We start from the raw sequence: 13170 nt of genomic DNA, 5'->3' as shown, positions 1-13170 counted from the left end.
TCGTGAGCTGGTCGTTTTTCCGGGTTCATCGAGGTCTGGCGACAAAACTGTTCAGCCGGCTTCAGCTTCTCTCGGCGAGTTTCATGGCGTTCAGTCATGGAGCGAATGACGCCCAAAAAGTGATGGGTGTCATCACGCTGGCTCTCGTGGCCTCCGGCCAGCTGACCTCGACCGAAGTGCCGACCTGGGTGATCGTGGCCTGTGCCGTGGCGATGGGGCTTGGCACGACCGTCGGCGGGTGGCGCATTATCCATACCTTGGGAATGAAAATGGTCAAACTCGAACCGGTGCACGGATTTGCGGCTGAGACGGGAGCGGCGACCGTGTTGCTCTTTGCGGCTCACTTCGGTCTTCCGGTGAGTACGACTCATACGATCACCTCGTCCATCTTAGGGGTCGGTTCGACCAAACGGCTTTCTGCGGTTCGGTGGGGAGTCACGAGCAAGATTCTCTCCGCCTGGATCTTTACTCTACCTGGTGCCGCGTTGCTGGGAGCCGGTGCTTATACGGTACTGTCTTGGTTCCACTGAGCGGGGAATCTCTTACCGCCCTTGATCGGGAGTCGAACGACGAAACGACTGCCTTGAGGGTGATTGGCTTCTACCCACACCTGGCCTCCATGTCCCTCGACAAGGTGCTTCACGATGGCGAGTCCCAGTCCTGTTCCACCCAGGTCTCGCGAGCGAGCTTTGTCCACACGGTAGAACCGCTCAAAGATACGAGGGCGATCCCGTTCGGGGATGCCGATTCCCGTGTCGGAGACAATGAGATCGATCGCGTTGGGTCGTGGCGCGGTTGTGTCGGCTGAAGGCGATGATACGGCACCGACCGTGATGGTCCCGCCTTCCGGGGTGTATTTGATGGCGTTATCGAGCAGATTCGTGAGGACTTGCACCAGCCGGTCGTCATCTCCTGCAATCAGGGGCAGCGAAGGGTCGAGTGCAGTCACGAGTCGATGGCTTTTTCGGTCGGCGATCGGCTTGATCGTGGATAGGGTCCGGTCGACGAGGGCTCGCATGTCGAGTGGGTCTTCCTTGAGCGAGATCTGGCCCGACTCAATCTTGGAGAGTTCGAGAAGATCCTCAATGATGAGATTGAGTCGGTCGCTCTGTTTCAGAATGATGTCCAAGAACCGTCCGGCGATGGCGGGATCGTCTTTACCGCCGTCCAGCAGCGCTTCCACATAGCCCTTGATAGAGGTCAACGGAGTTCTCAGCTCGTGTGAGACGTTCGCCACAAAGTCTTTCCGAATCTTCTCCAGCCGTCGCAAATCCGTCACGTCATGGAATACCAGGACGATACAGGCTTCGTTGTCCCGCTCGCCTCCTGCGGGCGAGGCCTCGATCTGGAGATGACGTCCGCTGAGCGGGAGCACGATTTCATCCTCATGAGGGGTCCGGGCCTGAAGAATCATCGCCACTAAGTTGTTGAGCCGCTGATGACGAAACAGGTCAGCGCAAGGGCGTCCGCGAGCTTCCACCCGAGAGATGCCGAACATCCGTTCGAGTGCGGGATTGATCTGGAGAATGTGGCCGCGAGCGTCCAGCACCATGACGCCTTCAACCATCGAGGTCAGCACGGCCAGGAGCTGTGCGCGGTCTTCGGAGAGCTCTTCAATTTTGGTGTGGAGTTGGTCGGCCATCTGATTCAAGGTCGAGGCGAGTAGCCCGACCTCATCCTGCGCGGTTGTCTTGATGCGCAGCGTCGAGTTGCCCGCGCTCAAGGCCTGAGCCGCAGCCGCGATCTCGGAGAGGGGTTTTGTGATGCTGTGAGCCAGCCCGATACTCAGCGTGACGGCCAGGAGAAAGGCCACTCCGATGGCAAGAAACAGCTGGTGCTTGAATTCATCGCTTGCTCGGTCCACTTGGGCAAGCGGAAGCGCCACGCGCACCACCCACGGCGCTCCGGCATGAAGCCCCCTCAGCAGTCTTGCGTGATACATCGTCCGTTCGCCGGTTGTGTGGCTGGGGCGCACGTCTTGTCCATGGCCGGTTGCCAACGCTTGCGTCACTTCGGGACGTGAGATGTGATTGTCCAGAGTTGGGATATCGATATCACGGACGGCACTGTCCGCTAGGACAGTGCCGTCCGAAGCGATCAACGTGATACGTGCAGAGGATCGGGTGTCGAGATCACGCGCAATATCTTGTAGGCGAGAAGGAGTGACGGAGGGCGTGAGCGAGTGATCCAGCTCTTGAAACGCGTATTCGACGAGTTTTGCTTTCGACTCCAGGGTCTCGCTGAACTGTGTGAGGTGCCGCTGTTCAAGAGATCGAATCGTCATCCAGCCGGCGATCAGTAGACCGCAAGCCACGGCCACAAGCGTGCCTATCGCGACTTTCCATCGAATCGACCACGACATGCGGATCAGTCGGAATCTTTCAGTTTATACCCAAGCGACTTCACAGACACGATGGCGTCTTCCAGGAGCGGCAGCTTCTGTTTTAATCGACGGACATGCACGTCCACCGTTCTGGTTGTGCCATAGTAGTCGTACCCCCAGACGGCGTTCAGGAGCACCTCCCGTGTGAGCACACGACCTCGATGCCGCAGAAGATGTTCGAGTAAACCGAATTCTTTCGCCGTCAAGGGGATCTCTTGCTGATTAAGGCTGACCTCATGCCGAGCAGGATTCATCGTCAGCCCGTCATATCGGTAGAGCTCCGTCCCGCTCGATGGGGTACGGTCGATCCGACGCAGAAGAGCCTTCACGCGAGCGACTAGTGCTTTGGGACTGAAGGGTTTGGTAACGTAATCATCGGCGCCCAACTCGAGTCCGACAATGGTGTCCGACTCTTCAGCTTTGGCGGTCAACATGATGATCGGCAGCAGGGCGGTGTCGGGAGAGGAACGCACCTGCTTACAGACTTCGAGGCCATCCATTTCAGGCAACATCAGATCCAGGATGATCAGGTCCGGCTTCTCTTCTTTGACCTTCTTCAAGGCATCGACCCCGCTCATGGCCGTGACCGAGCGAAAGCCTTCCTTCTGGAGATAATGTTGGACAAGTTGCGCAATATCCTGCTCGTCTTCAACGACCAAGATTTTTTTGCCGATGGCGGCTCCCATGATGTCGTTCAGCGTACGGGGGAGGGGAGGACGTGTCAAGTGAGGAGGCTCGATCATGGAGGTGGGAAACTGATTTGTTAGAAGGAGAGATCATCTCGGAGGGCTGGTATCTGGTATGTTGAGCCTCGAGGAGTAAATGGGATTGAGCTTCCGGAAGAGTACGCAAGATTATCATCAGGCTCTGTAAGGGAGCGCGACATGAGGGTGAATGTGCAACCCATTCGTGCAGGCCTGGGCGGTGCATGCTCTAAATACCCACCATCAGTTCACTGAGTGCGTTACACCGATGTGCCAGGTTGGCTACGGTTCAACTACGATGGTTCCCCCCGTATCATCATCGGCCCGATGCAGGGGGCAGTAGAATCGATAAGTGATCGTCTCTCGGTTGCCGGCACGTGCGTCACTCGTGATTCGACTCCTATCCACGACGATTTGCTCGCTCTCTTCCGGTGCAATGGTCACTCGAAGCGGTCTGGTGATCTGAATCCCTTCCTCCTCGACAGACTCAAACAGTCCCGGGGCTTCAAACACGTGAGTGCGTATGGTTGGATTGGTAAATCGAAAAATCAACGGTTCCGCGAAATCCGTACTTCGGTGAAGGACAATTTCTCCGGGAAGCCACACTGCTTGCTGATCTTCGACATCGCGAGCCACAAACGCGAGCTCCGTTGCCCATCCGGTCGACACCAGAGCAACCACTCCGCTACCGATCACACATCCAAGCCCTACACCCACGACACGAGCAGTGAGTCTCTTGAATCCTCTCATCGGGTGTTTCCTATGCGCGCACCATCCACAGTGAACCGCGTACTCTTCCATCGCTCATTTAAGAAAGGAGACCACCAGTCCCAGCTGGGCTTCAATGATGGTCTGATGCTAACCGGGACCGGAGTCTTTCCCTTCTCTTCCCTCTCGAGAGGGAACTGAGGAGTTTGTCTCACAGATGAAGAGCACGCTTCCGACTACACCAAGGCCGCTGCTCAGCCCCCTCCGATGTCGCCACGGGTTTCAATGATGAAGAGCTCGCCTTTCACCTCAGGATGGATGTCACACCACAGGGAGTGCCGGACACTTTCGGCCCCGCCGGTTTGCGGGTCAAAGTTTGAGGGGGCCGTGGAGAACCGAAGGGTCATCGTTTTTCCAGCGTCGACATGAAACGATCTGAATTGTTTCCCTCGTACCTCTGTCCCGCCTTCTACCTTCACGGCCATGTTCTTGAACAATGTTGACGCAAGCCCATGAGTGACAGAATCCTGGTTTCGGACGACGACGATGGTCTCCTGTGATGGCATCGTGAACCCAGCTGTCTCGTAGCCATGTTGTCGGTCCTTAATAGTGATTTCTACCTTTGAAGGTGGGGCCTCCATTCCCTTAGTCTGTGCGTACACGATATCAGCATTGGCATTCCATGCCAGGACTGTCACGATGGCAGCGGGAATGCTGAACAGCGTTGCTCTCAGTCGTCGAACACTCATTCTTGCCTCCTTTTCTGAATGACAGAAAATGCGTTTTCTCCTACTTGTTCTTCATCACAACATGCAGGCCGTCAGGTCTGTATTGGCCTGGCCACCTCCTTCCCCTGCATCCCGCCTCCTCACCCGACGACGCGCTCGTGGTGCTCGGATTGCTCAGGTGGACGAGGCGTCCTCCTTATTTCGCTAACGATCGAATGTAATGGATCAATTGCCAGACCTGCTCATCCGGCAACCCTCCAAAGGCCGTCATGCCGGTCCCTGGAGAGCCATTCTTGATGATCCAGAACAACTGGCCATCCGAAATCTCCCGCATCATCGCACCACAGGTAAAGTTTCGTGGCGGCGGCACGAGCGCAGCACCCATCAACCCCTTCCCGTCACCCTGTTCTCCATGGCACATCACACAGGCGATGGGCTGTGCCGTTCTCAAAAACAATTCCTTGCCTGCTCGAACTGTCCCTGCAGAGGCAGGAACCGGATTCGTTTTGGTCAGGTAGTCGTCAGGCGCCTTGGCTGTCTTACGCGGCTGTACACAGGCGCCACTCGGTCCACTTCCCGTCGAAGCAGCGACCTCCGGGATTCCCTTAAACGTTACTTGTAAATAGGCGATGACATCCGCCACGCCCTGTTGGCCGATCGTGAGCCCCCAGTAGGGCATGTTGGGTGATTTGCCGACGGCGACTCCGCCATGGTTGATCACGTTATAAAGGTATTCCAGCGGAAGTTTGTCGAACGGCATGTTGGCATGGATCGCCGGTTTCGGCTCAAGTCCTGACGCAGCCGGACCATCACCCTTGCCGGTGAAGCCATGGCATTGGGCACAGTATTCTTTATATAAGGTCTTTCCACGGTCCACGTTCGCGTTCGCGAATTCTTGACTGGTCCAAGGTTCGTAGTACGTGAAGTCTTTGACGCCTTGCACGGCGAGAAATCCGATCACCGCCCGCAATTGTGCGTCGGTCGCGTCGGCCAGAAATTCACCGGTATGGATGATGAAGTCCTGTGGGTTCTGGCCGAAGCGATACAGCCAGTCCAGGTTGTATCGCTGGCCGGCATTCTGCAGAGCCGCACTCTGTGGTCCCCCGATAAGTTTGCCGTTTTCCTCGATCGTGTGGCAGCCCAGACAGGCATGGGCTTTATAGGCCGCTGCCCCGAACTTCACGTCGAACTTCGTGATCTTCGACGGGTCAAACGCTCCGACCGTGACGCGTGGGTCTCGATTATGCTCGGCAAAGTAATCGGCAAGGGCATGTGCCTCCGCCTCCGTGACGATCGGGTGCTTAGTCGGAACGTTCGTCAGGTCCCAGAGATAGCCCTTGGCATAGAGCGGAGCCTCCTTCCCGGTCAGCCAACGAATGAGCCACGCCCGTTGATATTTGCTGCCGGCCCATATCAAGTCCGGAGCGTGAAGTTTGAACCGCGATTCCGCGGTGCCTTCCAATCGATGGCACTGCACACAGGTCTGCTGGATCAGCTCCTTTGCGCGGGTTTGATCGCTCGCAAGGAGAAGAGGCGGTGGGGCCAGCACCCCAACCAACGCGAAGACCATGGCTCCGATGACGACTCTCTTTCGCAGATTCATACTCGGTCCCTTTCTCGGTGGTGAATTCAATCGCCGGACCCCGGACTGTAACGATGTCGGCATGTCGACCACGTCCTGACTATTCAACACAGTTTCCCAAGCAAGCATCAGTCCACTTCCGTGAAGTCTCTAACTCATTTGCTACCCCTTGTGAGACTGTCCAGCAAAAAAGGATTCGCCAATCAGATTGGCCATCAGCCGGCTTATTTATGTGTCCGGTGTCTCTTTTTGCTACAGCCGGCACTGGTGGCCTGTCGCATTGTTCCCCAACCCTGGCGACCTTCCCCGGCGATATCACTGCCCACTCTGAGCGGTCTCATGGAAGCACGTAAAATGGAGATCAGATCGGCTCTGGCGTAGGCTTTGCTGGGTATTGGGGCAGGAGAGTAATTAGGTCATGTCAAGTAGACGGTACAGACTCATGTGAAAGAAGGAGGTTCCGCCGCAAGCTGATCGAGATCAGCAATGAATCGCCGACGAGTAGTAAGAATGCCGTGGTTCAAGGAATTACCAAGGCATCCAGGCCGTTCATGGTATCAAGGTGACATGGGTGAAGGGAGAACAGGTTGTGGTTGAAAATATGAAGGTCTCCTTAGTATTGTATGCGGCGGATTAGGAAGAGATGTTCGTGTGGGATCCACAAGTGGCCAGCTGTTGACCAGGTGCTGGAGTGTTGCTTTACCTCGCGCAGCGATGATCTGTGCGGTAATGAGTAGGTGCCGTTTCCTCATCTGTGGCCGTGCGGGCTTGCAGTTTCAAATGTCGGTGGGGTAGACAACGCCTGAGAGTCCCTTCACGGCGATCCCGATGGGTTTCCAAGAATTGTTCCACGGTTTTTCCACGGTTTACTGACAGGAGATAGGTATGAGTGGATTTCTGGTAGAGCTCTGGGCCTTTATGAAGGAACGAAAAGCATTTTGGCTGTTACCGATCCTGGCTGTGCTGCTCTTGTTTGGGTCATTGATCGTATTCACGCAAGGGTCTGCTGTGGCGCCCTTCATTTACACCCTGTTCTAGCCCGTATGATTCATGAACGTCTCGACTGCAACCGCCAATATGATGTTGCAGCACAAGCCGAGCCACACTCAAATTGTAGGCCAACGATTTCGCTGCTGCAATGTGATTGTAGACGGTGGCACGGGCTAGCCTGGTTTGGCCAGGCAGGCTCGTCTCTCATGACTCTGAGTCGGCGGATGGGCACAAGCCGTCGTGAATAGTGCGGGCGAGGGATTTGAATGGGAGACCGGCAGCATCATTCTCTCCCGAGAACGGTCAGTCTCAAGCCGCGTTCAAGAAAAGCCTAGGAGTCGTTTGTGACCTACATTCTTGGTATTTCGGCTTTCTATCATGACAGCGCGGCCTGTCTGATCCGTGACGGCGACATCGTGGCCGCTGCCCAGGAGGAGCGGTTTACGCGAAAGAAACACGATCCACATTTTCCCTCCCATGCCGTGGCGTACTGTTTACGGGAGGGGGGAATTCATCTGAAAGATCTCCGATATATCGTCTTCTATGACAAACCGTTGGTGAAATTCGAACGGCTGCTCGAAACCTACTTGGCCTTTGCGCCGATCGGCCTTCAATCATTTGTGGCAGCCATGCCGGTGTGGCTGAAGGAGAAGCTCTTTCTGCGGAATCTCCTCGGGAAAGAGTTTCTGGCCCTGGCGCCGGATCTGACACAGGCCACGCTTCCGCCGTTGTTATTCGGAGAACACCACGAATCGCATGCCGCCTCGGCATTCTATCCGTCGCCCTACGAGAAGGCGGTTGTTCTGTGCATGGATGGTGTAGGGGAATGGGCCACCACGTCGGCGTGGCTGGGTGACGGAAACGCCCTGACCCCCCTGTGGGAAATTCCGTTTCCCCATTCACTGGGGCTGCTCTACTCCGCGTTTACCTACTACACTGGCTTCAAGGTCAATTCAGGAGAGTACAAGGTGATGGGGTTGGCCCCCTATGGGGAACCCAAGTATGTCAAGGCGATTTATGACCATCTCCTCGATCTCAAACCGGACGGCACGTTTCGGTTGAATATGGAGTATTTTAACTACTGTACCGGGTTGACCATGACGGGGAACAAGTTTGATGAGGTGTTCGGCGGGCCACCACGGAAACCTGAGAGTCAATTGACCCAGCGGGAGATGGATCTGGCCCGCTCAGTCCAGGAGGTGACCGAGGAAGTGATGTTACGTGTCACGCGAACTCTGCACCAGGAAACCGGAGTCGAGCATCTCTGCATGGCGGGTGGTGTGGCGCTCAACTGTGTCGGCAATGGGCGAATCTTACGAGAAGGTCCATTCAAAGGGATCTGGATCCAGCCCGCAGCGGGAGATGCGGGAGGCGCGGTGGGTGCCGCACTGAGCGCCTGGCATGGCTACGAGAACCAACCTCGCCGTGCCACCGGGATTGACCGGATGCAGGGGAGTTATTTAGGCCCCAAGCATACCAATGACGAAATTGAATCATTCCTCAAACAGGTCGAGGCGCCGTATGAATTACTCGGCGACGACCAGCTCTATCGCCGACTTGCGACAGATCTCGCTGACGGCAAGGTGGTCGGTTGGTTACAGGGGCGCATGGAGTTTGGCCCTCGTGCACTCGGCGGCCGAAGCATCCTTGGAGACGCCAGAAACACGAAAATGCAATCAGTGATGAACCTCAAGATCAAGTATCGAGAATCCTTTCGGCCGTTCGCACCCTCGGTCTTGCGAGAACGTGTCTCGGATTTTTTTGAAATGAATACGGACAGTCCCTACATGCTGCTGGTGGCGCCGGTGCAGCCCAAGCGACGGCTCCCCTTGCCTCCAGGTCGCTCAGATTTGTGGGGGATTGATCTCTTGAATGTTCCTCGATCCGATGTGCCGGCGATTACGCATCTGGACTATTCTGCTCGGATCCAAACGGTACATGAAGAGACCAATCCCCGATACTATCGCCTTCTGAAGGCGTTTGAGGCGCACACCGGCTATCCCGTTCTCGTCAACACCTCCTTCAATGTTCGCGGAGAACCCATTGTCTGCGCCCCTGAGGATGCCTATCGCTGCTTCATGCGAACGGAGATGGATGTGCTGGTCTTAGAGAATTGCGTGCTCTACAAGACACAGCAGAGGCCGCTGGAGACGGATACGAATTGGCAAAAAGAATTTGAGCTCGATTAGGGAGACGGCGAAATGGACGGAACCGGGCAACAGCCTACGGTAAAAGACTTGCGGAACTTTGGCCTGCTCGTGGGCGGGGTGTTTTCGGTGATCGGACTCTGGCCGATTGTGTTTCGAGGTGAATCGCCAAGATTGTGGGCTCTGGTGGTCGGTGGGGCGCTGATGATGCTCGGCGGGATCGCCCCGCGCAGTTTGAAACAGATTCATGCGGGGTGGATGAGGGTCGGCCATGTGCTCGGAGCCATCAATACGAAGATCATACTCGGGCTCATTTATTATCTGTTGATTGTCCCAATGGGGATGGTGATGCGGTGGTTGGGCAAAGACTCAATGCATCGCACACTTGATCGAGATGTCAGTACATATCGGGTCGTGCGATCTCCACGGCCTCGGCAGCATATGCGCAACCAATTTTAATGAGTTGTTGAACAGGTCCCCGAACGTTGTTCTGGGCTTGTGCAGCGGCGAGCTGTGCCCCAACACAGGGGCTTGAGCTGGATGTCGATAGAATCGTTCATCGAGACGACGCTCAGGCTATCTCGGGTATGCAGAACTCAGAGTGTATCCTGGGACTTCGGGTTCTGTTTCTACGAAGCGGGCTACATTTGCGTAGTGGGGTTCCCCTGACCCAACCCGATGTGTCAGGTCATCATCTCGGAGGCTCATGACGCCCAACAACCATCCGCGCGAACAGACAGGGCTGCTGCTCACCTGCCTTTTCCTGTGGGAATTGTCGATAGCCGTGATGGCCGTGGCGATATCCATGAACGGGGATCGTTCATGGGCGTTGTTCATCACCAGTCAAGCCGGGTGGGTCTTTCTGCTGGCGTTGGGGATAGGGGGCCTTACCACGGCCGTGATCATTCGTCAGTATGTCACCAGCCGTCGAGTGGGATCTTCCCACTTCCGTCTTACCGTGACCATGAATCTCATCATGGTCCTGGTCGTACTCCTGACGGGTGAGGTCACCGTTCGGCTGGGCACCACCATCGTGCGAGACGGTGAGGAATGGCGGTGGCGGGTGCTGCTTCCGAGGAACTGGGAGCAGGTGGCAGCGTTCTATCGGCAGCTCCTCACGAGTGGCGGGGGACGACGCCTGTCCTACCTCACGTATGATGACGTCATGGGATGGACCTTGGGTCCCAACCGAAAGAGCGCAAACGGGCTGTACTATTCCAGCGCGGAGGGGATCCGCGCGTCGAGGGAAGGCGTTTCGTTTGCCAAAGCTTCGGCGAAGACGCGGATTGCGCTGGTGGGGGATTCGTTTACGTTTGGGGATAACGTGCCGTATGAAGAGAGTTGGGGCTATCTCTTGGAGAAGGCCTTGGGGCCTGAGTTTGAGGTGTTGAACTTCGGCGTGAGCGGCTATGCCGTTGATCAGGCGTATCTGCGCTACGAAAAAGATGTTCGTCCCTGGCACCCGAAGCTCGTCATCTTCGGCTTCATCTCGGATGATGTGGAACGGTCCATGCGGCTCTATCACTCGGCCATGACCAGTCGGGAAGGTTGGAGTGAATTCCCCTTTGCCAAACCGCGTTTCATCCTCCGAGAAGGAACCCTCACACGACTGAATGTGCCTCCGCTGACTCCCGAAGCGCTCTATTCCAAGAAGTCGATCGATGAGCTTCCTGCCTTACAGTATGATCGGGGTTACCGGCCAGGGGATTGGCAGGTGAGCTGGATGCATCGTTCCTATCTCGCTCGAGTTCTTCTGACCCTATTGCCTCATTGGGAAACTGTCAGCCTGGATATCTCTGATGAGGCGTTGTTGTCAGTGAACGCTGCGATTTTACAGGCCTTCATAAAGTCGGCGCAGTCGGAAGGGAGTATCCCTCTGGTGGTGTATTTCCCAGAGAACAATGCGGAGCTTGAGGGACCGCTGAGCCCGCTTCCAATGGGACGACAAGTGCTTCAGAAGGCCGGGACCTCCTACGCCGATCCGACATCCTGTGTGCAATCTGTGCCCCCTGCGGAGCGGTTCATTCAGGGGGGGTGGCATTATTCACCGCAGAGTAATGCGCAGGTGGCACGATGTTTGAGGAATGCGGTGCGTGAAGCACTGGCTCTGTCGCCCCATTAATGAGGAATTGCTCGTTCCATGGCCGACGAGGGAAACACTCCTGTGATCTTAATCCATGAGATGACTCTCGTGTGCTTGTCATGGGTCGTTAGGGCAGTTGCTTCAAATCTTTAGCCATCTCTTCAGAAAAGCGTTGTTCGAACCTTGGCTCCTTTTGGTTGCACGTGCAGCGAGGGAGGCGGCGTGAGCTGAGCAACGGGCGGTTATTTATAGGCGATGGCCGCACTGGTCGGTCCGGCCAGATGGATGACCTCGAATCGGGTGAAGCTGACCTCGCGACACCATCCGCGGAAGTCCGCGCCGGTGTAATCGAACGCGTCGCCGAATTCGATGAGCATATTAAGAGACATCAGCAGCCCTTGCACGTTTTCCCGGCGGGCATCGTCGATCAACGCTTCAATGACGACCAGCGCTCCACCGGGCGGCAGGGCTCCGTAGGCTGATCGGATCAAGTGCATCTTTTTCTCCAGATTCCAGTCGTGCAGGATCATGCCCATCGTAATGAGGTCGGCCTTCGGCAGCTGGTCCTTGAAGAAGTCGCCGGATGCCGTGGTTACGCGATGTTCTAACCCAGCCGCGGCAATGTGTTTCTTCGCGATCGGTTCCACCACGGGCAGGTCGAAGCTGACGCATTGTAGATGTGAGTGGCGCTTTGCCGCTTCAACGCTGAGCAGACCGGTGGCACCACCGACATCGCAAAGGGTTCTGAATTTCGAGAAGTCAAACTTCTCGGCGAAGGCCTCGAAGTTGATGCGGGAAATCCCGGTCATTGCGCCCATAAATTGTTCCAGCCTGGATGGGTCTGAATAGAGTTTTTCAAACATCCCTTTCTGGCCGTGGTTGATCTCGTTCTGTGGTCGCCCTGTTCGTAATGCGTCAGGCAGGTCGTTCCAAAATCGGAACAGCCGCGCGTTGAGCATGACGAGAATGCCCCCGATGTAGCGTGGACTCGTTGCATCGAGGAACATTGCGCCTTCGGGTGTATTGACATATGTGGCATGTGACCCGTCACCGTCACGGTCAAGAAACTTCATGGCCACCAGCGCATCAAAGAAGTCGGGATCGGCACGTGGATGAAACTGTAATGCCTGACATAATTCTGTTCCGGTTAGACAACGATTGCCCAGCTTCGTGAATAGACCAACCTCAACGGCTGTGAGTAAAACCTTCGAGTTCCAGAAGCTGAAAGCCGTCTGCAAGATGGACGAGGGACTTGGAGAATGGCTCATACGAATGTGATCTCTCGATTGCGGTGATACACCACCGGGGAGAATTCTGCTCAGTGATGCACTGATGTTTTACGATTAAACATCAACGAGCATGCCGCAGAGATTGATGAACACCCGTACGTTTCCTGTCGTGTCTTTGCGCGCGACGGATACAATCAGGTCGGACTTCGGGTCTGCATAGAGCATGATTTCCTGGCTCCCAAAATACCTTATGGGAAATTCAGGCTCGGCTATTTCCGCAATGCCAGTGAGGGCAATCGGATAGACGCCGAGGACTGATTTCGTCGTCACTTGCACGGCGTAGAAGAGAGGCTGGTTCGGATGCCCAAAGCCATTGATGCCGAGAAATTTCACGTCGAATCGTTTTCGGGCAGGAACCGTACACACGACGACATCCTTCACGCTGTCTCCGGCACTCAGATTGACGGCTGCTCCAGTTTGAAAAGGTCTTTGTGCCATGCGGGTCATCTCCTATTACGATTGAAGAACCGAAGAGGGAAAATTTGGGAGTGCACAATGAGAAGACGTCTCACTCAGGGGTGAGCGTACGAGGGAGGGGAGGGAGAGTCAAGTGAAG

The 13170-nt window shown here is 55.8% G+C and carries 12 protein-coding genes; 5 read left to right on the top strand and 7 right to left on the bottom strand.

Annotated elements, in window-relative coordinates:
* On the top strand, window positions 1-530 hold a 530-nt coding region (locus tag ACYX34_RS19000), incomplete at its 5' end, for an anion permease (protein ID WP_462078144.1).
* Here the strand turns inward: ACYX34_RS19000 and pnpS are convergent.
* The 5 genes from pnpS to ACYX34_RS18975 form a co-directional block, all read right to left on the bottom strand.
* Entirely contained in the window at window positions 503-2362 is a 1860-nt protein-coding gene (gene pnpS, locus ACYX34_RS18995) for a two-component system histidine kinase PnpS (RefSeq protein ID WP_462078143.1), read from the bottom strand. The two genes, ACYX34_RS19000 and pnpS, sit on opposite strands and share 28 nt — an antisense overlap.
* 5 nt (window positions 2363-2367) lie before the next feature.
* Window positions 2368-3126, bottom strand: coding sequence for a response regulator transcription factor (locus ACYX34_RS18990; RefSeq protein WP_462078142.1), 759 nt, complete (start codon window positions 3124-3126; stop codon window positions 2368-2370).
* Between the two features lie 243 nt (window positions 3127-3369).
* Window positions 3370-3837, bottom strand: coding sequence for a hypothetical protein (locus ACYX34_RS18985; RefSeq protein ID WP_462078141.1), 468 nt, complete (start codon window positions 3835-3837; stop codon window positions 3370-3372).
* Between the two features lie 212 nt (window positions 3838-4049).
* Window positions 4050-4544, bottom strand: coding sequence for a hypothetical protein (locus ACYX34_RS18980; protein ID WP_462078140.1), 495 nt, complete (start codon window positions 4542-4544; stop codon window positions 4050-4052).
* A gap of 175 nt (window positions 4545-4719) precedes the next feature.
* On the bottom strand, window positions 4720-6126 hold the full coding sequence (locus ACYX34_RS18975) for a c-type cytochrome (protein WP_462078139.1): 1407 nt from the start codon (window positions 6124-6126) through the stop codon (window positions 4720-4722).
* A gap of 864 nt (window positions 6127-6990) precedes the next feature.
* Between ACYX34_RS18975 and ACYX34_RS18970 the strand changes: the two genes are divergently transcribed.
* The 4 genes from ACYX34_RS18970 (at window position 6991) to ACYX34_RS18955 (ending at window position 11364) form a co-directional block, all read left to right on the top strand.
* Window positions 6991-7143 carry a DUF5989 family protein gene (locus tag ACYX34_RS18970; RefSeq protein WP_462078138.1) on the top strand — a complete coding sequence of 51 codons (153 nt, stop codon included), beginning with the start codon at window positions 6991-6993 and terminating at the stop codon, window positions 7141-7143.
* A 296-nt stretch (window positions 7144-7439) separates the two neighbouring features.
* Window positions 7440-9284, top strand: coding sequence for a carbamoyltransferase family protein (locus ACYX34_RS18965; RefSeq protein WP_462078137.1), 1845 nt, complete (start codon window positions 7440-7442; stop codon window positions 9282-9284).
* Between the two features lie 12 nt (window positions 9285-9296).
* Window positions 9297-9701: an SxtJ family membrane protein gene (locus ACYX34_RS18960; RefSeq protein ID WP_462078136.1), complete on the top strand. Its 405-nt coding sequence runs from the start codon at window positions 9297-9299 to the stop codon at window positions 9699-9701.
* A 247-nt stretch (window positions 9702-9948) separates the two neighbouring features.
* Window positions 9949-11364: an SGNH/GDSL hydrolase family protein gene (locus ACYX34_RS18955; protein ID WP_462078135.1), complete on the top strand. Its 1416-nt coding sequence runs from the start codon at window positions 9949-9951 to the stop codon at window positions 11362-11364.
* A gap of 203 nt (window positions 11365-11567) precedes the next feature.
* Here ACYX34_RS18955 and ACYX34_RS18950 read toward each other — a convergent pair whose 3' ends face one another.
* Window positions 11568-12593 carry a methyltransferase gene (locus tag ACYX34_RS18950; protein WP_462078134.1) on the bottom strand — a complete coding sequence of 342 codons (1026 nt, stop codon included), beginning with the start codon at window positions 12591-12593 and terminating at the stop codon, window positions 11568-11570.
* Window positions 12594-12668: 75 nt separating this feature from the next.
* On the bottom strand, window positions 12669-13052 hold the full coding sequence (locus tag ACYX34_RS18945) for a hypothetical protein (protein WP_462078133.1): 384 nt from the start codon (window positions 13050-13052) through the stop codon (window positions 12669-12671).
* Window positions 13053-13170 lie beyond the last annotated feature (118 nt).

It is taken from the genome of Nitrospira sp. CMX1 (genome assembly GCF_054902215.1).
This window is presented reverse-complemented; position numbering and strand designations above follow the sequence as displayed.

Coding starts and splice junctions, on each gene's coding strand:
- ACYX34_RS18970 (WP_462078138.1), top strand. CDS start 6,991: ATGAGTGGATTTCTGGTAGAGCTCTGGGCCTTTATGAAGGAACGAAAA.
- ACYX34_RS18980 (WP_462078140.1), bottom strand. CDS start 4,544: ATGAGTGTTCGACGACTGAGAGCAACGCTGTTCAGCATTCCCGCTGCC.
- pnpS (WP_462078143.1), bottom strand. CDS start 2,362: ATGTCGTGGTCGATTCGATGGAAAGTCGCGATAGGCACGCTTGTGGCC.
- ACYX34_RS18975 (WP_462078139.1), bottom strand. CDS start 6,126: ATGAATCTGCGAAAGAGAGTCGTCATCGGAGCCATGGTCTTCGCGTTG.
- ACYX34_RS18985 (WP_462078141.1), bottom strand. CDS start 3,837: ATGAGAGGATTCAAGAGACTCACTGCTCGTGTCGTGGGTGTAGGGCTT.
- ACYX34_RS18955 (WP_462078135.1), top strand. CDS start 9,949: ATGACGCCCAACAACCATCCGCGCGAACAGACAGGGCTGCTGCTCACC.
- ACYX34_RS18960 (WP_462078136.1), top strand. CDS start 9,297: ATGGACGGAACCGGGCAACAGCCTACGGTAAAAGACTTGCGGAACTTT.
- ACYX34_RS18945 (WP_462078133.1), bottom strand. CDS start 13,052: ATGGCACAAAGACCTTTTCAAACTGGAGCAGCCGTCAATCTGAGTGCC.
- ACYX34_RS18990 (WP_462078142.1), bottom strand. CDS start 3,126: ATGATCGAGCCTCCTCACTTGACACGTCCTCCCCTCCCCCGTACGCTG.
- ACYX34_RS18950 (WP_462078134.1), bottom strand. CDS start 12,593: ATGAGCCATTCTCCAAGTCCCTCGTCCATCTTGCAGACGGCTTTCAGC.